This window comes from Herbaspirillum sp. VT-16-41, from assembly GCF_001994935.1.
Classification (GTDB): Bacteria; Pseudomonadota; Gammaproteobacteria; order Burkholderiales; family Burkholderiaceae_D; genus Herbaspirillum; species Herbaspirillum frisingense.
In genome coordinates, this window is record NZ_MUXB01000121.1 from 67,803 (window position 1) to 91,256 (window position 23,454).

Genomic DNA, 23,454 nt, shown 5'->3' on the forward strand with positions numbered 1-23,454 from the left:
CACCATCTTGCAGGAAGATTCAACATGGCTGGACACAGCAAATGGGCCAATATTCAGCACCGTAAAGGCCGTCAGGACGAAAGGCGTGGTCGTATCTGGACCCGCCTGATCAAGGAAATCACCGTGGCTGCCCGCATGGGTGGCGGCGACCCGGACGCCAACCCGCGCCTGCGCCTGGCGGTGGACCGCGCCTCCGACGCCAACATGCCCAAGGACAACGTGACCCGTGCCATCCAGCGCGGCACCGGCGCCCTGGACGGCGTGAACTACGAGGAAGTGCGCTATGAGGGCTACGGCATCAACGGCGCGGCCATCATCGTCGATTGCATGACCGACAACCGCGTGCGCACCGTGGCCGAAGTACGCCACGCCTTCTCCAAGTTCGGCGGCAACATGGGGACCGAAGGCTCGGTGGCCTTCCTCTTCAAGCACTGCGGCCAGCTGATGTACGCCCCCGGCACTGACGAGAACGCCATCATGGAAGCGGCCCTGGAAGCCGGCGCCGAAGATGTGGTCACCGACGAGGAAGGCGGCATCGAAGTGCTGACCGCGCCCAACGACTTCGCCGCCGTCAAGGCCGCCATGGAAGCTGCCGGCTTCAAGGCCGAAGTCGCCGAGATCACCATGAAGCCTGCCACCGAAACCGTGTTCGCAGGCGAAGACGGCGTCAGGATGCAGAAACTGCTGGATGCGCTGGAGAACCTGGACGACACCCAGGAGCTCTATACCAACGCCGTGATCGAAGAATAATTCTCCGCTTTTGCCCATTTTGCCCATTCGCCACTTTTACCTCCCTATCCCATGAAAATCCTAGTTGTTGGCTCCGGTGGCCGTGAACATGCGCTGGCCTGGGCCATCGCCAAGTCGCCGCGCATCCAGACGGTCTACGTCGCTCCCGGCAACGGTGGCACCGCACTCGACGAGCGCCTGCAGAACATCGCCATCACCGATCCGGTGGCCCTGGCCGACTTCGTCGAGCAGGAACACGTGGCGCTGACCGTGGTCGGCCCGGAAGGCCCGCTGGCGGCCGGCATCGTCAACGTCTTCCGCGCCCGTGGCCTGAAGATCTTCGGCCCCACCAAGGAAGCGGCGCAACTGGAAAGCTCCAAGGACTTCGCCAAGGCCTTCATGCAGCGCCATGCCATTCCCACTGCCGAGTACCAGACCTTCTCGGACGTGGCGGCCGCGCATGACTACATCGCCGCCAAGGGCGCCCCCATCGTCATCAAGGCTGACGGCCTGGCCGCCGGCAAGGGCGTGGTGGTCGCCATGACGCTGGAAGAGGCGCATTCGGCGGTGGACATGATGCTCTCCGACAACAAGCTGGGCGATGCCGGTGCACGCGTGGTGATCGAGGAATTCCTGGCCGGCGAAGAGGCTTCCTTCATCGTCATGGTGGACGGCAAGAACATCCTGCCGCTGGCCACCAGCCAGGACCACAAGCGCCTGCAGGACAACGACCAGGGTCCCAATACCGGCGGCATGGGTGCCTACTCCCCCGCGCCCATCGTGACTCCGGCGCTGCATGCCCGCGTGATGCGCGAAATCATCGTGCCGACCGTGCAGGGCATGGCCAAGGATGGCATCCCCTTCTCCGGCTTCCTGTATGCCGGCCTGATGATCGACGCCGAAGGCAACCCCAAGACGCTGGAATTCAACTGCCGCATGGGCGACCCTGAAACCCAGCCCATCATGGCACGCCTGAAGACCGATCTGCTGACGGTGTTCGAACACGCTGTGACCGGCACGCTGGACAAGGTCGAGCTGGAATGGGATCGCCGCACCGCGCTGGGCGTGGTGATGGCCGCCCACGGTTATCCGGAAGAACCGCGCCGTGGCGACCTGATCACCGACATCCCGGCCGAAACCGTCGATTGCGTGACCTTCCACGCCGGCACCACCCTGACCGGCGACAAGCTGACCACCTCGGGCGGCCGCGTGCTGTGCGTGGTGGGCCTGGGTGACAGCGTGAAAGTCGCGCAGAAGCACGCCTACGACGCCGCCGACCTGATCCACTTCGCCGGCTCGCAGATGCGCCGCGACATCGGCTGGCGCGCCCTGAAGCGCTAAGCCGAACACCGTACGACCCACTGTCCCCCGCAACGCCCGGTGTGTTGCGGGGGACAGTCGCTTTATGCTTCATGCACGCCACCCGCCGACTGCAACAAAAGCCCATGCCGGCAGACTAAGCACGACACGCCACCACCGAAGAAAAGGAAGCCCCGATGCCTGAACACCTGCTCAACTTCGACACCCTCATCAACCTCTACCTGGTACCATTCGGCCTGAAGGTAATCGCCGCCATCGCCATCTGGATCATCGGCGGCATGTTCATCAACACCCTGTCCAAGGTGGTGCGCCGGGTGCTGACCGCGCGCCAGTTCGAGACCACCCTGATCAACTACGCCAGCTCGGCCATGCACGTGATCCTGCGCATCCTGCTGGTGATGGGCATCCTGGAAGTCTGCGGCATTCCCACCACCTCCTTTGCCGCCATGATCGGCGCGGTCGGCGTGGCGCTGGGCGTGGCCTGGTCGGGCCTGCTGTCGAACTTCGCGGCCGGCATCTTCCTGGTGGTGCTGCGTCCCTTCAAGGTGGGCGACTACATCACCGCCGCCGGGCAGACCGGAACGGTTTCCGACATCGGCCTGGTGACCACCATCATCACCACCGACAACAACCTGCGCGTGATCATCGGCAACAACAAGCTGTTCTCGGAAAACATCATCAACTACAACGTCAATGCCACGCGCCGCACCGACCTGCGTTGCCAGATTGCCTACAGCGTCGATCCCCAGGTGGCCATCGCCAAACTGACCGAGCGCATCAAGGCCATTCCCAATGTGCTGCAGACGCCGGCACCGGGCATCGTGATCCAGGAATTCAACGCCACCGGCACCCTGATCGCCCTGCGCGTACATGCCCCGACACCCAATTTCGGCCAGGTCTATACCGATGTGCAGAATGCCATCGCCGAGGTCTGCCTGAAGGAAGGCTGGCCGGCACCGGCTACCTACCAGGTGGCCGTGCCGCTGGCGCAACCACCGCAAACCTGAGGCTAACGCCCCACACCGCCGGTCCGTGGCGCCCGCCGGACCGGCTTTTGCCGCCCCACGGAGGGGCGGGCAAGGGACAATCGCGGGGTGGAACGCATTTCCGCCCAGTAACCGTGCACCAGAGCGACCCGCCGTGACCACCCATTCCAACGCCTCCACCCACACCGCCGCCGTCAAGGCCTACCTGCAAGACCTGCAACAGCGCATCGTCGCGGCCCTGGAAGCCGCCGATGGTAAGGCCTTCCTGTCGGATTCGTGGGAACGTCCGGAAGGCGGCGGCGGCACTTCGCGCCTGCTGGAAGAAGGAAACCTGCTGGAGCGCGGCGGCGTGGGCTTTTCGCACGTGATGGGCAAGAACCTGCCGCCATCGGCAGCCGCCAACCGCCCGCAGCTGGCCGGCCGTGCCTGGGAAGCCATGGGGGTGTCGCTGGTGCTGCATCCGCGCAATCCCTATATCCCGACGGTGCACATGAACGTGCGCTTCTTCACCACCCATGCGGAGGGAGAAGAAGCGGTCTGGTGGTTCGGTGGCGGCATGGACCTGACGCCCTACTACGGGGTCGAGGAAGACGCCCGCCATTTCCACCGCACCTGTCGCGATGCGCTGCAGCCATACGGCGATGATCTGTACCCGCGCTTCAAGACCTGGTGCGATGAGTATTTCTACCTGAAGCACCGCAAGGAGCCGCGCGGCGTGGGCGGCATCTTCTTCGACGATTTCAACGCCCTGCCCTTCGAGCAGGCCTTTGCCATGCAGCGCAGCGTGGGGGACGCCTTCCTGGAGGCCTACCTGCCCATCGTGGCGGCCCGCCGCGAGACGCCCTATGGCGAACGCGAGCGTGACTTCCAGGCCTATCGTCGCGGACGCTACGTGGAATTCAACCTGGTCTTCGACCGTGGCACCCTGTTCGGGCTGCAGTCGGGAGGCCGCACCGAATCCATCCTGATGTCCATGCCACCGCTGGTGAAATGGCGCTATGACTGGCACCCGGAAGCCGGCAGCCCTGAGGCCGCACTGTATTCGGACTTCCTGGTTCACAAGGAATGGCTGTAATGGCGCCGCCCGCGGCGCAGCGCTGCATTGCCGTGCTTGGCGGCAGCTTCGATCCTGTCCACAATGGGCATGTCAAGCTGGCCGAGCACTTCGTGGATCTGCTGCATCCGGACGAATTGCGCGTCATTCCCACCGGCAACCCCTGGCAAAAGCACGGTCTGCAAGCCGCGCCGGCCGACCGGGTGGAGATGGTGCGCCTGGCTTTCGACCGCCAGCGGGTGCCGGTGGTCATCGATGAGCAGGAAATCCGCCGCGCCAGCGCGACCTATACCATCGATACCCTGCGCGCCCTGCGTGCCGAACTGGGGCCGGAGGTGTCCATCGTGTTCCTGATGGGCGCCGACCAGCTGCAGCACCTGGATACCTGGCAGCACTGGCAGGAACTGTTTGAACTGGCGCACCTGTGTGCCGCCTCCCGGCCCGGCTTCGAGCTGGCCGACGCCCACGTGCCGCCGGCCGTGAGGGAAGAATTCAAGCGGCGCAACGCTGCGCCGCAAGAGATCCGCAGCACCACGCACGGATACGGCTACCTGGCCCTCGGGCTGGCGGTCGATATCTCGTCGACTGAAATCCGTGCCCAGCTGCAACGCGGCATCCGACCCGATTCGCTGATCCCGGGCAGGGTGCTAGACTATATCGAACAACAACATCTGTACCGAACTCAACAATGGATATCAAAAAACTGCAAACCCTGGTAGTGGACGCTCTGGAAGACGTCAAGGCGCAAGAAATCCGCATCTATGACACCACCCACCTGACCAGCCTGTTCGACCGCGTGGCGATCGCCTCCGGTACCTCGAACCGCCAGACCAAGGCGCTGGCCGCCTCGGTGCGCGACAAGGTCAAGGCCAAGGGCGGCAACGTCGTGAGCATCGAAGGCGAAGACACCGGCGAATGGGTGCTGGTCGACCTGGGTGACATGATCGTGCACATCATGCAGCCGGCCATCCGCACCTACTACCGCCTGGAAGAAATCTGGGGCGACAAGGAAGTGAAGCTGGGCGCGGCCAAGCGCACCGGTACCTCGGCCTCCGCCAAGCGCGCTGCCGCCGACGAGGAGCCGGCCCCCAAGATCCGCCGTACGCGTGCCCAGGCCGAAGCGGTCGAAGCCAGCCAGGCCCTGGACGACGACGAGGATGCACCGAAGAAGCCGGCCCGCAAGCCGCGCGCCACCTCGACCAGCACCACCACCGGCACCCGCGCTGCAGCCGGCACGACCCGTACCACCCGTACCACGGGCGCTACCGGTGCCAAGACTGCTGCCACCAGGACCACGCGCACTACCGGCACCAAGACCACCGCCGCCAAGACCACCACCACCCGCACCGCTGCCGGCAGCAAGACCGCCGCGCCCAAGGCTGCGACCACCCGCAGCAGAACCGCTGCCCCCAAGACCCCGACCGGCAAGACCGTGCGCGTGGCGCCCGCCAAGAGCGAGACCGCCAAGAAGCCGGCCGCCAAGCGCACCAGCAAGGCTTGATGCAACTGGTGATTGCTGCCGTCGGCCACAAGATGCCGGCGTGGATCGAGACCGGCTTCCAGGAGTATGCCAAGCGCATGCCACCGGAATGCCGGATCATCCTGAAGGAAATCAAACCCGTCGAACGCTCCGGCAGCCGCACGGCCGAGACCGTGATGGCACAGGAACGCGAAAAGATCGAAGCCGCGCTGCCCAAGGGCGCGCGCGTGATTGCGCTGGACGAGCGCGGACGCGACTGGACCTCGGTACAGTTGTCGCAGCAACTGGTCCAGTGGCAGCAGGATGGCCGCGACGTGGCCTTCGTCATCGGCGGTGCCGATGGACTCGATCCCGGCTTCAAGGCCGGCGCCGACACGCTCATCCGCATCTCCAGCATGACCTTGCCGCATGGCATGGTGCGCGTGATGCTGGCCGAGCAACTGTACCGCGCGTGGTCGATTACGCAGAACCACCCGTATCACCGCGCCTGAACCCGTCCACCGCCGGCCTCGCCTCCCGGGCAGCGGCCCTTGACATGCATGGCTCAATGAAACAAGCGGACCACAAAATCTACCTCGCCTCGAAAAGCCCGCGCCGCCGCGAACTGCTGCGCCAGATCGGCATCGATTTCGAACTGATGCTCTCGGACAAGGAAGTCGACGAAAGCGTATTGCCCGGGGAAGCCCCGCTGGACTACGTCGCCCGCGTCACCCGCGCCAAGCTCGACAGCGCCCAGCAGACCATGATCCTGCGCCAGTTGCCGCACCGGCCGCTGCTGTCGGCCGATACCACCGTGGTGGTGGACGACCTGATCCTGGGCAAGCCGGCCGACCATGACGAGGCGGTGCGCATGATCACCCTGCTCTCCGGCCGTACGCACCAGGTCCTGACCAGTGTGGCCGTGGGCGTGACGCTGGGCGTGGAAACCGAGGTCTGGCAGATCGTGCAGCAGTCCGATGTCAGTTTCGCGCCGCTCACCGCCGAGGCCATCGCCGCCTACTGCAATACCGTCGAACCCTACGACAAGGCCGGCGCTTATGGCATCCAGGGCCTGGCATCGGTGTTCATCAGCAATATCGTGGGCAGTCATTCCGGTATCATGGGACTGCCGCTATTCGAGACGGCTCAACTACTACAACAAGCGGGCGTTCGAATCCTATGAGCGAAGACATCCTCATCAACATCACGCCGCAGGAGACGCGGGTTGCGCTGATCCTGCAAGGGGCCGTGCAGGAGTTGCACATCGAGCGCACCCTCTCGCGCGGCCTGGCCGGCAACATCTACCTGGGCAAGGTGGTCCGGGTGCTGCCGGGCATGCAGTCAGCCTTCATCGACATCGGCCTGGAGCGCGCCGCCTTCCTGCACGTGGCCGACATCTGGGAAGCCCGTCCGCACGACGGCCAGAACGCGCCTGCCATTCCCATCGAGAAACTGCTGCACGATGGCCAGACCATCACGGTACAGGTGATCAAGGACCCGATCGGCACCAAGGGTGCGCGCCTGTCCACGCAGATCTCCATTGCCGGGCGCATGCTGGTCTACCTGCCGCAGGACAAGCACATCGGCATTTCCCAGCGCATCGAGAACGAAGCCGAGCGCGAGCTCTTGCGCAGCAAGGTGCAAGCCCTGCTGCCGGCCGAGGAAAAAGGCGGCTTCATCATCCGCACCATGGCCGAGGATGCCTCCGACGCCGACCTGCAGATGGACGTCGAATACCTGCGCACCACCTGGGCCACCATCATCAAGCAGGCCAAGACCAAACCGGCGCCCACGCTGCTGCATCAGGACCTGTCGCTGGCCCAGCGCGTGCTGCGTGACTTCGTGTCCGACCAGACCGCCACCATCCAGGTCGATTCACGCGAGAACTTCCACATGCTGCAGGAGTTCGGCGCCATCTATACCCCCTCGGTGCTGCCCAAGCTGATGCACTATCGCGGCGAGCGCCCTTTGTTCGACCTGTATGGCGTGGAAGAGGAAATCGAACGCGCCCTGGGACGTCGGGTGGACCTGAAGTCGGGCGGTTACCTGATCGTCGACCAGACCGAGGCGATGACCACCATCGACGTCAACACCGGCAGCTTCGTCAATGGTCGCAACTTCGACGACACCATCTTCAAGACCAACCTGGAAGCGGCACATGCCATTGCCCGCCAGCTGCGGCTGCGCAACCTGGGCGGCATCATCATCCTGGACTTCATCGACATGGAGAGCACGGAGCACCGCCAGGCGGTGCTGGCCGAACTGGGCAAGGCGCTGCAACGCGACCGCACCAAGATCTCGGTGTCGGGCTTCTCCACGCTGGGCCTGGTAGAGATGACGCGCAAGCGCACCCGCGAATCGCTGGCCCACATCCTGTGCGAGACCTGCCCGGCCTGCAAGGGACGGGGCCAGGTCAAGACGCCGCGTACGGTGTGCTACGAGATCCTGCGCGAGGTCATGCGCGAAGCCAAGCAGTTCAACCCCCGTGAATTCCGCATCCTGGCCTCGCAGGTGGTGGTGGACATGTTCCTGGAAGAAGAGTCGCAGCACCTGGCCATGCTGGGGGACTTCATCGGCAAGCCGGTGTCACTGCAGGTCCAGAGCGATTATCAGCAGGAACAGTACGACATTATTCTGATGTGAGTATATCCAAGGCTATCCTCGAACATAAAATCCCCCAAAAACCCGCTACTGTAGCGGGTTTTTCATTTTTGATACTTTATCCTTGTTTATACCAATATATCGCCCTAGCTACCCATTTGGGTAGCTAGGTGGGTAGCTAGAACGAACACTACTCTGATATTGCGTCAATTTCCTGGCAACTCATCCGGCGACCTACTCCTAACGGAGGGGAGGGAAAAAGTGTCGATAACGGATTCCACGAGCAAGCTTAGTGGCCTTCAGTTGCGGAACTGGGTGCGAGATGGGAAAGCACTCGCAAAGTCCGATAGAGACGGACCTAGGTTCATGTTATCTGCAAGTGGGATCGCAAAAGTGGCCGAGGTATGCCGGAAGCACGGCATCAGCGACGCGACGTACTACAACTGGAAATCCAAGTTCGGCGGGATGACGGTATCCGAGGCCCAACGGCTCAAGGCGCTGGAGGCCCAGAATGCCAAGCTCAAGAAACTGCTGGCAGAAAGCCTGCTGGACAACGCTGCACTGAAGGATGTGCTCGGCCAAAAGTGGTAAGCCCGCAGGATAGGCGAAGCGCCGTGACGCACATCATGCATGTTCACGGTCTAGGCGTAACCCGTGCCTGCGGGCTAATAGGAATTTCCCGCTCCTTGTACCACTATGAATCTCGTCGTCCAGATGACGAGGAGCTGAATCAGCGTCTTTGCGAACTGGCAGTCATAAAACGCCGATATGGCTATCGGCGCTTCCCTGATTCGCTGTGCTTATTACGTTAACGAAGGCTTTTTAACCAAATCCTGAAGCTCTCAGAGAGATTGACTTTTAAAGCTGGTTCTGCGGCAAGAAGAATAGCAGCAATACCATTCAGGCCGGGTAAACTCAGCGTAGCACCAATTGCCGGAAGGTAGACATCGGGATTTTTAAAAGCGAACCGACGCTGCAGCATTTCTCTCCAATGATGCTTTGCCCATCTAATTAAGTGACTTTCGACTGCGGGCTTAAAGCTTGATCGTGCTCCTACCTGCACAAATCGTAATGTCGACGCAAACAACTGCTCTGGCGTTTGACCCTTACCTCTAAGTACTGACTGAATCTCCTCTGCAACATAGCGTTGCAACGTATCCCCGGTCGCGTCGGGATCAATCGAAATCATCAGTTCAAGCACTTTACGCGCGCCTTTAGGCAGCACAATATTTTCAAGTGCAACGTGTAATGTCTTCAATGCTTCACTGCGCCCGCTCATCGCTGCGTTCACTGCAAAGGCTTGGATAGCATCTATCGCATTACCTTCAATCCATTCGTCCTCCAACTGAATGCCTTGTAGTGAAGGAATTTCTCCCTCCTTGGGAGAGATCGGAGAATCAGCTTTCATTTCCTCCTGGTTGGCATGAACCAGTGCATTGACATCCAACCAGGATTTAATGAGCTGCGCAAACTCAACAGCATCCACCTTACGAATAGTGTCTTCCAAGAAACGGTGCCTGGTTACAAACTCGAGACTTGGATAAATCTGTCCGCCAATTCGCTTGTCCAATTCTGCCCGCGCTTCGATGGCGCTCGAGTGGTAAGACTTGATCGCGGCCCAAAGATGCCAGGAAGTGATTTTGCTTGGGCGAGGATGCTCCCGTATTGCAGCAGGCGGCTCGGGATTACTACACATCCCGGCCTCAAAAACGGGCGGCTGATCATTGACCAGCACAGCATGTCCGCTTTTTACGTGCGAATACATCCAAAGTAACCCATGGGGTATTACTCGGCGACAATAGACGGCACTCAGCGACGATTCGTCTTCCGTCTGCGGCATATCAGATAAAACACTGTCGATTTCCGCAATCGCTGCGTCAAAATTTCCAGCCTTGTACATGGCAAGCGCATGGTCTGCCCTTACCCCCAAGAACATCGGTTCCAGATCTTCACTGGCAACCTTCTCCGACGCGTCGATCGCCATTTGAAACCACGCGCCGCATTTGGCCCAGTCATCAATCTTCGATGCACTGATCGCTGTTTCTCTACCAATAAAGAACTGTTCTAGAGGGCCATACATCGACAAGTCTGATGACAACTGTTCGAATGCGGAGAGAGATTCAGCAAATTTTTTACCTCTAAAATAAATTCTTGCGCGCGCTCGTGTCGTAATAGCGTTGGCGCCGCATACCGAGTCAGCTAGCTCGAGCGCTTTTAAAGCTTGGTTTGTTTGATTTCCATACTCATCAAGCATGACACTTCGCGCTACGTGGAAATACAGAGCAAATTCTTTCTTCTCCCATTCCTCTACAAGCGTTGCGAGCCCAAGGAATGTGTCAGCAGCGCGTTGCCAATCGAGCGTGCCGGCCTTTAACTCAGCAAGCCAAGCCGCGTTGACAATCGAATGGCAAGCGTCAAGCGTGTCATTCGGCTCTAAAAAGTATTTTTCGCGCGCTTCCTTACTAAGCTTTCCAAGTTCGACGAATAGAGCGTACTGCTTTTCTACCGTTTGAACGCCCATTGCTTGGGTCACAAAGAAGAGACTGGATACATTAACAGGTGCTCCACTCTCCTCTCTCTGGTGCTCCTCTGCACCCGCCATGACAGATTGGAACTGGATATTAGAGCTTGTCAGCTCGTGGTGTCGCTCAAGGAGTCCGATGGGATTGGGCAATACACTTGCAAGATTATTTGAAATGAGTACTTTACTAAGAACCAGATACTCAAACACCGCTCGCTCATCATCGTTTGGCGCTTTTTTAATTTCCTCGCACAGCACCCTCCATGTAGATATCTGAAATTCTTCTGATTTACGCTCAGCGAGCAGCAAAAGTTGCGCAAATCTTAAATAACGTGAAGTGTGAGGATTACGTGGATAGATCAGAACGTCAGTCGGTTCGCCGACAAGACTGGGGATCCAATCAGCAATTGCACTTGGTTTCCTCATTCCTTCAGCTATGATTGCAAGGGCAATTTTTAACAACACCCAGTCTGCATGGCCTCTTTTTGCATGTAAATAAATAGCATTTGCTTTCTCAGCTTGGATCGCTTCATTGCCGGCCAGTACCTCGGCAGCGCGGCAATGAATAGCTTGCTGTTCCTGGCTATCCAATACCTCTTCGCCCGCACGTTCCACAAGTGGTGATATTCGCAGGCGCTCCGCTCCCACGTCGTCAATCCATGGTCCTACGAGCTGATCCAAACTTTCTCCAGCAAGGCGGATGGCTGGATCTATCCCACCTATTTGCAGAGCCAATGCTCGATCAAATCGACCGATCAGCAGGCTGAGTCGATATAAGAGCGTCCGAGTATTCTCATCGAATCGATCAATCAGCGATCTGCGCAATTGACGCTGATCAGATTTCAGATCCGCTTGGATGTTTTCGATATTTGTGACGGCTTGGCTACTCTCCAGCTCCGCCCATCCAATGCTCTTGGCATAGGCCATGAATGCGCGCACCAGTTGGGGATGCCCATTTCCACCATAGAGATACGCTAAAAACGCAGCTCGCTCTGAGCCTCCTGCTTTAAGCACTAATTCTGCTACTTCTTCAAAACTAAGATTTTCTACTGGGACCGATGGCAAAACGTCGATACCAAGACGATCTGCAACTGCCTTAGAGGGCTGCCTATAGCATGTAACAATACATGCACCATCCTGCCTTTTGATAGCGAGCAGGAGTCGAGCCATTTTCAGCGTGACAGTAGGTGTCTCCAGCTCATTCAGATCATCAACGATAATCCCTTCAAAGCCACGAGACACAATCTGCCCTATCACCGTATCAATGCGCCGACATATCTCGACGGCAGGCATATCCCGCAGATCAAAAATAAGCCAACGCCCTTCGTATCGAGAGGCGACCATGCGGGCAGCGATTGTTTTACCGAGGCCGCTCCCGCCTGCAAGGACTAAAAATTGATGCTGGCGCAATAAGCCCAGTGCAGATGTGATGAGCGACTGCCTCGGCACGATGAGGGATGGGAATGGCAGATTTTCAACAGGCTCGAGAAGAGATGTTGGCTGCAAGACATTACTGTTGGCCGTCGCAGGTAGTTGCCCAGACAGAAAACGAACTAACAGCGCATTCGGCACCGAAGTCTGAGTATGCGATTCACAAAGCTTTAACAGATCTGCAGTGCGTAAACGTCGCCTGGACTGTGGCTTAACGATGGCATCCAGAACTTCACATAGCATCCTATCCGTCAGGCCCTTACAATCGGTCGGCGACAATCCAAATCGCTCTGAAGCAAATTCAATTATTGAGGCATCGAGCTGTTCGGTAATTCCTGCCAGGTCCTCCTGCTGACAATCCCAATGAATTTGCCTTAATAGCTCACCTCTAAGCTGTTCGTCAGTGCGAGTTCGAATAAATTGACGCACCTTGTCTGATGACGATGCGCTCAATAGCGCCCTCCTGAGTGGAGCGACGTCTGCTCCGGCAGCCGCCTGGCGCCAATATTCCAACACTCCTTGTCCGTTCACCCGATCGGCGAGATCACGCTCTTTCCCCAGACTTGCGGTCGTTAGAAAATGGAAGCTCACCCGGCGGTTGGTATTGCGCTCGACCAAATCGACATACGCATCTAGCGCATCGGTGACATCAGAGTTATTAATCGTCAATGTCCCAGAATTCGCCGTATCTTTAACCTGCACACCTTTTAGCGCGTCTTCTGTTGCAATCGCATAATCCTCAGCAACTTCAAGATGTAGCTCTTCTCCAGCTTTTAAGCCAATCCAAGCCAATGCACTAACTCGCAACTGATAGGCGTAACCTCTTAGAGAGGCAATTGCCTGACGCCGAGGATCCCCTTCTGGGGCAGAGCTCAAGTCAGGACCCGCAGAAAAAACTGTCATATCTAATCTCTCAAGATCAAGGCACAAAATTCATCGTTCATGCTTATTCATCTTAACGAGTTCAACTCATCTCCAGCCTAATAATCTAAAACCCATTCGTCCAAACGGTTTTCGCAGCGGTGGGCCAATTCAAGGGTTGGCCTCATTTTGATGAAAATTGGAAACTCGGCCGACGAATATCAGAAACTTCTTCATATTACGATAGAGCACCCTCCTACGGCCCCCTCCTCAATCACCAGTACCATTAAAAAATCCCCAATCTTCATAAAAGAAGAGCGGGGATTTATTTAAGAACATCTGGCTATCATTGCCATCACTTTAATTATTTAAAATAAGAATCTCTATTACATGACTAATACGCTCTATCTCGTCTTCCAAAGCTACTGCAAACTAGGCGCCACGTGTTAAAAGTCCTAATTATAGTTTGGCAACTGTGACCTGACCTGAAAAAACTGGTCCGACTTGAAATTTCATATGCTATTGAAAAGGAGAGTCAGACCATGCCCAAGAAGCGATTCACATCCGAAGACATCATTCACAAGTTGCGCGAGGCAGAAGTCATGTCTGCTCAAGGAAAAACGGTGGCTGAAATCAGCCGCCAACTTGGCGTAACGGAGCAAACCTACTTCCGTTGGCGTAAGGAGTATGGTGGCCTGAAGATTGACCAGGCCAAGCGATTGAAAGAACTGGAGCAAGAGAATGCACGGCTGCGCCGAGCGCTTTCGGACGCTGTCATCGATAACCAGATACTGCGCGAGGTCAGCCGGGGAAACTTCTGAGCCCGGCACGTCGCCGCCAGGCCGTGGCCCATGTCAGAATGAGCTTGGGTCACGCTGAACGGCGTATCTGCCGGGCGCTCCATCTCTCCCGTTCCTCGGTTCGCTATGCTGCCCAGCCCCGCGCCGATGAGGCGCCGCTGACTGGGGCCATCATCGAACTAGCTAGCCAGTATGGGCGTTACGGCTATCGACGCATCCACGCCATGTTAGAAGCTCAAGGCTGGGAGCTGAGTCGCTCTCGGGTGGAGCGTATCTGGAAACTAGAAGGCTTGAAGGTGCCAGTGAAACAACCAAAGAGAGGAAGGCTGTGGCTGGCCGACGGTAGCTGCATCCGAATGCGGCCGGAATATGCCAATCACGTCTGGAGCTGGGACTTCGTCATGGAGAGAACGCATGATGGACGTGTTCTGAAAATCCTGGTGCTCATCGATGAGTTCACCCGCCGCTGCCTCGCGCTGCACGTGGCCAGGCAAATTCGCAGTAATGACGTCATCGATATCCTGGCTGAAGCCATGGTGACCTACGGTGTGCCGGCCTATCTACGCTCTGACAATGGGCCGGAAATGGTCGCCAAGAACCTTCGGCGCTGGCTTGCATCGGTCGGGTCAAAGACGCTGTATATCGAGCCAGGAAGCCCTTGGGAGAATGGATACTGCGAGTCCTTCAACGGCAAATTCCGCGACGAACTGCTCAACGGAGAAATCTTTTACACCCTTCGAGAAGCTCAGGTCATCATCGAGCGATGGCGTCATCAGTACAATACCGTTCGGCCGCATAGCTCACTGAAATACCGGCCGCCGGCACTGCAGGCTACACTGCCGGCAACAACCCCTGCACCACTGCGGCTTGCCGCTTAGACTAACTTTAAGTCTGGACCAGTTGTTTCAGGCCGGTCACTCAATGCTTTTGCCAGCTTTTTACTAATCTTTCAGCGTTACTTCGAATAGAGCGTAGATGGGAGTGCTGTTGGATTACCATCCACGCCCTTTCGACTTCGGGAAGCCCTCCCGACTGAGTGCTCAAGCTCATTTCGTCCTTATTCCTTTCGACCACTTCGAATATTCAGTGTGAGTGAACACATTCCGGATATCGATCCATTATTCTGATGTATGTATATCCAAGGCTATTCTTGGATATACAATCAGCTACAAAACCTTATCCATACTGGGTTTTCGTTTTTGACACTTTATCTACGTTTATGCCAATATACCCCACTTGGGTAGCTAGGTGGGTGCTACGAACAGCCCTGCTCTGGCATTTCGCCGAGTTTGCGGCTACCCACTGAGCTACCCATTCTTAACCTTAGTGAGGCGAAAAGTGGCAAACGCGGACTCCACAAATAGGCTTAGCGACTTGCAGTTGCGAAAGTGGTTAAGGGATGGAAAATCAGTCGCAAAGTCCGATGGGGAGGGGCTTACATTCACTTTATCTGGCAGCGGCATTGCCAGCTGGATACTACGCTTTCGGCATCGGGGTCGCCGGCAAGAAGTCACGCTAGGCCGTTATCCTGATCTAACCCTCTCAGCGGCACGTTCACTGGCCTCGAAAAAGCGTCTATCTTTGATAGAAGGGCTCAATCCAGCAGACGAAGTGCGCAAGGTCAGAGTTGTCAAAGACTGGACTATGCGTGAGCTGATTGCCGATTATCGGCGCCTTGTCATCCCAACTCTCGCGGATAGTACTCAGCGAAGCTACGAGCGAAATCTGAAAAGAGTTGAAAACGGCATGGGCGCCATGTCGGTCGCGACCGTCGAGCCTACTGACATCGTGGCTCAAATCGAACGCGTAAAAACTGGCTGGGTTGAGCTCTTTAATCTTTGGTGTGTGCTGCGCGCATTGTTCAAACATGCGGCAGGCAAGCGCATTCTCATCGTCAGCCCATGCAACGGTATTCAGCTTGAAGCAATTATCGGGAAACGGCCCAAGGTAAAGGCGCGCTTGATGCTCACCAACGACGAATTGAAAGTATTGCTGAATGCCAAAATGAAACCCGACAACCGCGTGGCGATACGGATTCTGGCAGCTACTGGGGTTCGGTCTGCTGAATTATTTATGGCGAAGCGCGAGGATGTCTACTTGGAAGAAAAACGCTGGCACATTCCAGAGAGCAAGACGGGGCCGGCAATGGACATTCCTTTGGCCGATGTCGTAGTAGATTGGTTTAAGACGATGTTTGAACTCGGGGGAAATTCCGGCTACGTGCTTCCCGCTCGTTCGGATTCTCGTATAAAAAAACATGGTGGCGATGCCCATTTGTCCAAGGATGCGCTGCGAGAAGCAATTGACTTTTGGATCGAAACCCACAAACCGGCCATCCGGAGGTTCACTCCTCACGACCTCAGAAGCACGATGAAGAGCCACATGCGCAAGCTTGGTGTACCTCGTGATATCTCGGAGATGTGTCTAAACCATAAACTGAGTGGGGTCGAGGGTATTTATGATCAATACACCTATTATGATGAACGCCTGGCAGCATTGACCAAATGGGCGGAATTTTTATCTGGACTTTTGGAAGAAGAAAACCAACTGTTAGTCGCCTAAGTGCGTATTTCGGCCATGCTGGTCAACAAGTTCGGCAACGTTGACATTCTCAGCTCGGAGAAACTGGCCATCAATGTCCTCGATCGCTCTTATCTACCTAATCTTTAAAATTCAACCTTCGTATATACCATTTCGCCTCGAAGTTAAAGAAAATACCAGAGAGTTCTCAATTTTCACGAGTGAAATGCGATCTCGCAGGGGTAAATGTGGTTGCATTAAAAATGCTAGCCGGTGCAGACCCAGAAAAAGGCTCTTCGATCGAAGAGCCTTTTAAACATGAGGATGTGTTTCACATTGGCTTCGCGAAGAGCTATCACCTCGTAGAGACCCAATTCAGAAAGCATCATTCATTAGCTATCTTGTTGCCTTTCATCTTCCGAAATAGCGCCGATTTTTCCGCTGCCTATTCAGACTTTTCGGAACCAGCATTTAACGGCCTAGCGATGGCCTTTATCTCTACCACCTCATTTTGTCGGTCTGGTCGCTCGAAGATCAGCTTGATGGGAACCATATCACCATCCTTGACCTGATGTTTAAGCCCCATAAACATCACATGGTAGCCACCAGGACTCAGCTGAACCACCTTCCCAGGAAGGATTGACAGGCCGGGAACCTCTCGCATTTTCATGACGCCGGATTCCATTTTCATCTCATGGATTTCCAAATGTTCGGCTACTGGCGATTGAGCAGCCACAAGACGCGCCGGTGTGGAAGAGGTGATTTGCATAAAGGCGCCCGTAAATTTCTGCTGGGGGACGGTGGCACGTACCCATGGATTATCAATGGTGACTTCCGCGCGGACTGACGCAGAAGCCATCAAGAGAAGAAACATTACGAAAAGGTCTTTCATAAATTTTTCCTTAAGTAGCGTCATTAAGCAGGAAATGAACGTCATGCGCTATCTCGTCCGCTGACGCATCCGGCTTAATAGCCACACGCATTTCACCCTTTGGATCCAGCAGGTAGGTGACGGCCGTATGATCCATCGTGTAACTGCTCTTTGTCGGTACTTTCTGATAAAAGACGCGGAAGGCATCGGCAGTCTTGCGCGTCATCTCCATGTCACCAGACAAACCTATGAAACTGGGATCAAAGGCCGTCGTGTAGCTCTTCATTATCTCCGGCGTATCTCGCTCAGGATCAACGGTGACGAAAATCACCTGCAATTCCGTCGCATCACCCGCCAGCTTGTTCTTGACAGCAACAGCGCGGGCCAAAGCGGTAGGACATACGTCAGGGCACTGTGTGTAGCCAAAGAAGAGCATCACAACCTTACCTCTGAAATCCGCCATGGTACGAGTCTTCCCGTCCGGATCACGCAACTGAAAGTCATTAGCCACCTTCTCACCTTTCAAATCGATTGATGATGGGCTCAATTGTCCTCTGGGGCTGCATGCCACAAAGAAGAGGCAAGCCGCAAGGAGCGGAAGAAGTAATCTAAGTTTATTGAAGACAATATGAGTCATCTGCGCCCTGAACAATTTCATCTTGAAGAAGATCAGAATTATGAAAGATAGAACACGTGCAGAAATGTGGCATATTGTCGCAGCGACGGCATTTTATCCTGCTGCATCCGAAATCAAGACGGTCGTTGTCCGCTACCAGCACGAGACTTAAACGTAAATAAATATTCCGAAAAATATTGGCGTTGCTCTTCGTTCAAAATTAACATCCATTAGTTTTTTCTGCATCGAGCAAATCAATTTTTGACTCTGCCCATTTCTCAAAATCGTTCACCTCGTCACGGATTTGATCGAGTGCATCTGGATCATTAATAGGCGTAAGACCCAAAAGAACCGCCTTGAGCGCCTTCGCAATATGATCTGCGTGTTTAACTAGCATCAGATGATTGATACCGTGCACTTCTGGCAAAGGCACGGCCCCCTCAACAATTGAGCGAGGAATTTCCATAAGGAGACGCATAGCCTCCGGATCAAATTTCACATCGATGGGAGAAGTTGAAGACATTTTAATAGACCGATAAGTCGAGCTAATTACATACGTTAGTCATGCAAAATTTACCAATGACTAAAAGTTAAAATCAATATGAGGGCGAAAGGAGAGGGACCGAGATTTTCGGAGCTAATGCAAAATCAACGTGAGTTTACAATTCACTTCCTTATTCCTACATTTTTAATACATCGTCACTCGCACTAAAATATTTAATCATTCACTATCAAATAACCTTTTCCCGGAATATTAAAATTTCGTTATAAATCGCTAATTAATCCGTCGATTTCTTACCAGCCGCGTTGTCATCTTGGTCTTCAACAGAAGAGGGCGAAGTTGAATACAGCAGAGATCGGATATACCGCGGGGCCAGTATTTCTTCCATCGTGATCTTGGTATTCTTACGAAGGGCCTCTTCGGTTGGCCATTTGTGCGACGCCCCCACCAAATAGCGGTGCATCTCCGGCATGCTCAATTCAAATCCATGCGCCCAAGAAAAAAGACGCAAGTCGATATAGGGCAGAACAAGGTATTTAACCCACTTATCGAGTTCTTTCCGTTGTATTGGATTGACGAAAAATGGTGTTTCAGTACGGTTGCGCGTTTTCCTTAACCATTCTTTAACCTGAGTTAGAATCAGCGAATCCGGGGCTTCCAAATTAATAGCGATCGTGTACTTCGGCCAACTGTGAAAGGAATCAACAAAATCACTTGCAGGCAGACTCGCAAGCACATCGGAGATTTCATCGCCCAGACAGCCATTTCCCCGCTGGACTAGCTTTGCCTTGAATACCTTTCTGACATCATCATCCTTCAGATCTGGCAGGTGATAGATCCCCTCCATCTTCTCGATCTGATCATTGACATAGTCTTCTGCGGAGTCAACACCTGGGGTCGCATAAATAGAAGTCTTATGGTTGATCAAATCAGTAAGATCAAGAAGAGAAATCTCCCTCATTGCGTTATCGATAAATGGGGAAGGTTCCCGATAAAATTTCAACGGATCTTCCAGTAGCTGTGTCGTCCGCTCGCGCAAGAATCTGAACGATTCAATATCGTCTTCCTCACGCTGATTCTCACATCGCTCCTTCCATTCCATCAATAGAGAACGCCTGAAGGCAAGCGCATGAAACCAATCTAGAAAATCCCAGTTTTTTATTTCTTCGTAGTTGGAAACATGAAATTTTTCCGGAAGACTGGGAGACCGAGCTTCTTTGGCACGGCCGCGTTTCTTTAATTTTTCTAAAATCCGCTTTATTTCTGCATTAAATTGGGCGTCAGCTTTAGCTCTACTTTTTTTATTCATTGGGAAACGACGTCCTTTTGGCTTAGTGAATCCAGCGGGCGTGAACCCGCTCTAACGCTCAGGTGAGATCCTGAATGCACGTTCTTTAAAGTCGATTAAATATAATCGCACGTTAAACGAGCTGAACGGCTAATAGTGCAGAGCAGGCTCTAGGTTTCTATCATCGAACTTTCAAGCGCCAACCCTGTTGATCGGCAATTCAAAGAAATCGAGTCAACTATTCCGAAAAATTCGGACGACTGACCACACCCCGTCATTTGCCAAAAACGCCGAAGCCCTATCTGCCCCGTCGACCATAACGGATCAGACAATCCAGATCTGTCCAGCCAAGGCGATCCAAGAATCCGCTACGTAGCTATTTCTCATCCGGAAAAACGGCGACACTTCGAATTTCGATCTTGAGTTCCGGAAGCGCCAACGACTCAACGCCGATAATCGACCATGCCGGGTAAGGACGATCGGTGTATTTGGCCTTGACGGGTAAAAACGCATCAATATTGTCTTTTAGATTGACGTGGTAGCTAACCACTTCCACAAGATCCGCCATCGTCAATCCTTCTAAGCGCAAAATTTCCTTTGTCCGCTGCAGCGCCACTTCGGCTTGCTCGGCGACATCCTCAGGAATGGAACCATCGGGACGAAAGCCGACCTCACCAGCAATAAAGAGAAAATTGCCTGCCCGAACTGCAGGAGAGTATCCGTAGCTTTCGTATCCAGCATGGTGCGCAGCAAACATCGGGTGATCCGGCGAAATTTCAAGCACTTTCTTAGACATTTTCTCTTCCTTTAATAGACTCTCGCATACTCAGCGCAAAGTTTGGATCTGACTCTATTTCCGATGACGCAAAGCCCACCATTGAATCATTTCGTCGCCGATAGTACGTAGGGTCTTCGAAATTGGAAACGACGTTTTTCCCTCAAATTACGCCATATTCGCCATTCCAGATAAAAATGACGCTCTAACAAGTGGCATCAGTAACCCAAGATGAAACGTATAGAGAATGTGACAATTTGTCGCACGCACTATGCGCAGTCCCGCGCGCATAATTGGGGCCTTATCGCCTCTAAGCTTGGTGCGCATAGCTCGCCGCATGAAGACTTAAATCTTCATGGAAGAAATCGATCCTTTAGGCCTTCCTAGATTGTGGTCTTAGGGTGACTTTGTCACGCACGAATTCGCCGTCCTTCCGGTGAGTATGTCCATTGCATTTCGGCATGTGATTCTGCTGAAGATATCCGTTGGGGAGGCTCTGATCATGACCGCGTCGGGACTGGCGGTGGCAATCCCCGTCACCTTTGGTTGTAACGCGCTCGCACGCCTTATTCCTAACTGGCGCCCGGACGGTGGAGTGCCAAACCAATGAACTGCACTTGACCGTCCGGCCTTGGCCGCAGAATAGCATGCGCCAGCCCAGCATGTGGCTTAGCCGGAGATGTTACTGAGTCGCTATTAGAGCTCCCCATGCTATATCCGAATATTGCGCCGTCAAAAAATAAAACGCCGCTACGGCGCTGTGCCTGCACAAGACTTCTTACTTGTCCTGGTGGTTGCCTTATTGTGATTCCAAGTTTATCGATTCGATCTGCATGATAACCAGCACCCAGGCTCTGACACTACAAATAGCAGATCAGTTGGTCCGATAGCCCGAAATCTACTTTAAACGATGAAAAAGACTTCCCTCGCAGCCGCCATCGCATTGGTCTATCCATTTGCAACAGTCGTCATGGCGCAATCCAGCAACGCCACCTCGACTCCCATCACCAATGCGGTCGCTTCCGAAAGCATTTCGGACAAGCAGCCCGTGTCTTCGGTGCTTCCTGAGGTTGTCGTTACAGAGGAGAGTCCGGGCTACGCTGCTTCACGGTCCAGCTCGGCGACACGTACGGATACACCATTGCTTCAGACACCGCAGTCTGTCTCCGTATTGAAACGATCCCTCCTTGACGACCAGGACGTCCACAGCCTCTCTGATGCACTCGTCAACGTTTCCGGGGTGGTGCCGACCAAGCCGGAGGAAGTATTGTTCATCGCTCCCATCATTCGAGGATTTCCTGCGGAGACCTATCTGGATGGTCTGTCCATCTTCGGCGGAAACCAACAAGCATTCAATCCAGCAGGGCTGGTCGGCGTCGAACGAATCGAGGTGTTGAAAGGACCAAGTTCGACCCTGTATGGCGGTGGCCTGGGCTCTCCCCTGGGCGGACTCATCAACATAGATTCGACGCGTCCTGAGATTGGCAGAAATGGCGGCTTTCTTGGTATTCGAGCGGGCAGCTACTCAACCACCAACCCCTATGGTGACTACAACGTAACACTGAGCGACAAGCTGGCAATACGTCTCGCAGGGGAATACCAGGACAATACAAGCTGGATCGACAAGGTCCACGGGAAACGCGTATTTTTCCAGCCCAGCATCCTGTTCAAGCCCGACGCGCAGACCGAGATTCTTTTTTCTGGCCAGTACAACCGTACCCAGCAGCTTGAGTACTCAGGCCTGCCGGCTCAACAGGCGCTGGCGGGACAGCTTTATCGCAATGCCTTTCCAGGTGCGCCCAATGGCCAGCCCATGACTGATATCAACAATCGTCTCGGAAAGATCGAGTTGCGCCACAAGTTTGATGACGGTGTTCGCCTGGAGGCCTCCGCACAGTTCTACACCAGTAACGTTGGCGAATACGGAAGCTTCGTCTATCCGGCACTGGCAGCGCCCGATGCTTCTACGCCCACCACCTATCCGATCTTCCCGCTCACCATGAGCACCAGAACGCGCGAAACCGCTCTCGACGCGCATTTGATCGCGCCAATGAACATGCTGGGCGGCCGTCACGAATGGGTCGCTGGGGTTGCATACGACCTGACGAAGTTCTATTCGGGGATGGGCTTTGATGGGACGAGCGTCGGCTCGATTGATCTTTCCAACCCTCAATACAACCTTGCCTTTGGCGACAAGACCCCCATCAACTCGACGCAGACGGATCGCTACCGCACGCTCGCAACTTACGTGCAGGACCAGGCTCACTATGGTCGCTGGCACTTCACTGGTGCACTGCGGCTGACCCAGCTTGAGTTTCAGGAGGCAGAACAGGGGACCGACAAAACTTACCACCATGTTTCGCCGCGGGTAGGCGTCAATTACGACCTGCTACAAGGACTGGCACTGTATGCGGGTTATGCGACTGCCTTCCGCGCACCATTCGGTTTCATTGGCTCAACGATACCCAAGCCCGAAACATCCAGGAACATCGAGCTTGGTATCAAGCTTGACGATAAAGCGCGCAAGCTGTCGGGTACGCTGGCCGTGTTCGAACAAACGCGCGACAACGTCGCTACAGCCGATCCCGGAAATCCCCTCGTGTCGATTCAGACGGGGCAGCAACGCGCACGCGGATTCGAGGCCGACATGACCTGGGAACCGGTGCGAGCGTTGTCCTTGCTGGCGAACTACGCCTATACCCAAGCGGTGGTCACGCAAGACAACACGATCCCGGTTGGGGACACACTGGCCCGCGTACCAAGGCATAGCGGACGCCTAGCCTTCCGCTATCGCGTACTGGATGGCGCCGCCGAGGGATTGTCATTCGGAGCCGGTATCACGGCACTCGGTCGGCGTCAGCTGACCTTGCCCAATACCGTCTCCGTGCCAGGCATGGCGACAGTGGATGCCCAGGCCGCCTATGACTTTGGTCAGTACACTCTTCAGCTTTCCGGGTACAACCTGACGGGCCGGCGAAGCTACGAGTCCTATCAGTATTTCGGCTTTCCGGTCGTCATTCCGACACAGCCGAGATCGTTTTACCTGACACTCAAAGTCAATATCTGAGCAAGGCAGGCAGTGTCGTCGCGGACATCAGGGCCTTGCGCAGCCGTAATTCA

The 23,454-nt window shown here is 55.2% G+C and carries 19 protein-coding genes and 1 pseudogene; 14 read left to right on the forward strand and 6 right to left on the reverse strand.

The annotated features are described in order from the left end of the window. Positions 1-24: 24 nt before the first annotated feature. From BTM36_RS19075 to BTM36_RS29095, 10 genes and pseudogenes are all read left to right on the forward strand, one after another. Positions 25-750, forward strand: coding sequence for a YebC/PmpR family DNA-binding transcriptional regulator (locus BTM36_RS19075; RefSeq protein WP_006464674.1), 726 nt, complete (start codon positions 25-27; stop codon positions 748-750). A gap of 51 nt (positions 751-801) precedes the next feature. Further along, positions 802-2,070, forward strand: a complete 1,269-nt coding sequence (gene purD, locus BTM36_RS19080) for a phosphoribosylamine--glycine ligase (protein WP_077237521.1) — start codon at positions 802-804, stop codon at positions 2,068-2,070. Positions 2,071-2,225: 155 nt separating this feature from the next. Then, positions 2,226-3,056, forward strand: a complete 831-nt coding sequence (locus tag BTM36_RS19085) for a mechanosensitive ion channel family protein (RefSeq protein WP_077237522.1) — start codon at positions 2,226-2,228, stop codon at positions 3,054-3,056. A gap of 133 nt (positions 3,057-3,189) precedes the next feature. Then, the gene (gene hemF / locus BTM36_RS19090; RefSeq protein ID WP_077237523.1) at positions 3,190-4,110 is read left to right on the forward strand and encodes an oxygen-dependent coproporphyrinogen oxidase; all 921 of its coding nucleotides are present in this window, start codon (positions 3,190-3,192) and stop codon (positions 4,108-4,110) included. Then, the gene (locus tag BTM36_RS19095; RefSeq protein ID WP_077237524.1) at positions 4,110-4,808 is read left to right on the forward strand and encodes a nicotinate-nucleotide adenylyltransferase; all 699 of its coding nucleotides are present in this window, start codon (positions 4,110-4,112) and stop codon (positions 4,806-4,808) included. Before hemF ends, BTM36_RS19095 begins: the two co-directional genes overlap by 1 nt. Next, entirely contained in the window at positions 4,778-5,590 is an 813-nt protein-coding gene (gene rsfS / locus BTM36_RS19100; protein ID WP_006464669.1) for a ribosome silencing factor, read from the forward strand. Before BTM36_RS19095 ends, rsfS begins: the two co-directional genes overlap by 31 nt. Further along, the gene (rlmH, locus tag BTM36_RS19105) at positions 5,590-6,060 is read left to right on the forward strand and encodes a 23S rRNA (pseudouridine(1915)-N(3))-methyltransferase RlmH (RefSeq protein WP_006464668.1); all 471 of its coding nucleotides are present in this window, start codon (positions 5,590-5,592) and stop codon (positions 6,058-6,060) included. Before rsfS ends, rlmH begins: the two co-directional genes overlap by 1 nt. A 56-nt stretch (positions 6,061-6,116) precedes the next feature. Beyond that, complete coding sequence (locus BTM36_RS19110) at positions 6,117-6,731, forward strand: nucleoside triphosphate pyrophosphatase (RefSeq protein WP_077237525.1); 615 nt, start codon at positions 6,117-6,119, stop codon at positions 6,729-6,731. After that, positions 6,728-8,191 carry a ribonuclease G gene (gene rng / locus BTM36_RS19115; protein WP_077237526.1) on the forward strand — a complete coding sequence of 488 codons (1,464 nt, stop codon included), beginning with the start codon at positions 6,728-6,730 and terminating at the stop codon, positions 8,189-8,191. Before BTM36_RS19110 ends, rng begins: the two co-directional genes overlap by 4 nt. Before the next feature lie 345 nt (positions 8,192-8,536). Continuing rightward, positions 8,537-8,931, forward strand: a pseudogene (locus tag BTM36_RS29095) (transposase); the annotation flags it as partial. Positions 8,932-8,957: 26 nt separating this feature from the next. On the opposite strand, the gene BTM36_RS27905 reads toward BTM36_RS29095, so the two are convergent. After that, the gene (locus tag BTM36_RS27905; RefSeq protein WP_139347192.1) at positions 8,958-13,004 is read right to left on the reverse strand and encodes a hypothetical protein; all 4,047 of its coding nucleotides are present in this window, start codon (positions 13,002-13,004) and stop codon (positions 8,958-8,960) included. A gap of 500 nt (positions 13,005-13,504) precedes the next feature. On the opposite strand from BTM36_RS27905, the gene BTM36_RS19135 reads away from it, so the two are divergent. Together BTM36_RS19135 and BTM36_RS19140 are read left to right on the forward strand one after the other, a co-directional pair. After that, positions 13,505-14,640 (forward strand): IS3 family transposase gene (locus BTM36_RS19135; protein WP_139347193.1). Its coding sequence is split into 2 segments (ribosomal slippage): positions 13,505-13,769 and positions 13,769-14,640, totalling 1,137 coding nucleotides; the frame shifts between segments, so codons are not numbered across the junction. 496 nt (positions 14,641-15,136) lie between these two features. Then, positions 15,137-16,324: a site-specific integrase gene (locus BTM36_RS19140; protein WP_254427039.1), complete on the forward strand. Its 1,188-nt coding sequence runs from the start codon at positions 15,137-15,139 to the stop codon at positions 16,322-16,324. A 403-nt stretch (positions 16,325-16,727) separates the two neighbouring features. On the opposite strand, the gene BTM36_RS19145 is transcribed toward BTM36_RS19140, so the two are convergent. The 5 genes from BTM36_RS19145 to BTM36_RS19160 form a co-directional block, all read right to left on the reverse strand. Then, the gene (locus BTM36_RS19145; RefSeq protein ID WP_254427040.1) at positions 16,728-17,219 is read right to left on the reverse strand and encodes a copper chaperone PCu(A)C; all 492 of its coding nucleotides are present in this window, start codon (positions 17,217-17,219) and stop codon (positions 16,728-16,730) included. After that, on the reverse strand, positions 17,185-17,790 hold the full coding sequence (locus tag BTM36_RS19150) for an SCO family protein (RefSeq protein ID WP_077237532.1): 606 nt from the start codon (positions 17,788-17,790) through the stop codon (positions 17,185-17,187). Before BTM36_RS19150 ends, BTM36_RS19145 begins: the two co-directional genes overlap by 35 nt. A 199-nt stretch (positions 17,791-17,989) precedes the next feature. Continuing rightward, positions 17,990-18,292 carry a hypothetical protein gene (locus BTM36_RS27910; RefSeq protein WP_139347195.1) on the reverse strand — a complete coding sequence of 101 codons (303 nt, stop codon included), beginning with the start codon at positions 18,290-18,292 and terminating at the stop codon, positions 17,990-17,992. Positions 18,293-18,548: 256 nt separating this feature from the next. Further along, complete coding sequence (locus BTM36_RS19155) at positions 18,549-19,580, reverse strand: DUF6387 family protein (RefSeq protein WP_139347196.1); 1,032 nt, start codon at positions 19,578-19,580, stop codon at positions 18,549-18,551. Between the two features lie 355 nt (positions 19,581-19,935). Further along, positions 19,936-20,355, reverse strand: a complete 420-nt coding sequence (locus tag BTM36_RS19160; RefSeq protein ID WP_077237534.1) for a RidA family protein — start codon at positions 20,353-20,355, stop codon at positions 19,936-19,938. Between the two features lie 481 nt (positions 20,356-20,836). Here BTM36_RS19160 and BTM36_RS19165 point away from each other — a divergent pair, with 481 nt between their 5' ends. Both BTM36_RS19165 and BTM36_RS19170 read left to right on the forward strand, forming a co-directional pair. After that, entirely contained in the window at positions 20,837-20,944 is a 108-nt protein-coding gene (locus BTM36_RS19165; RefSeq protein WP_254427046.1) for a hypothetical protein, read from the forward strand. 300 nt (positions 20,945-21,244) lie between these two features. After that, positions 21,245-23,401, forward strand: coding sequence for a TonB-dependent siderophore receptor (locus BTM36_RS19170; protein WP_077237536.1), 2,157 nt, complete (start codon positions 21,245-21,247; stop codon positions 23,399-23,401). Positions 23,402-23,454 lie beyond the last annotated feature (53 nt).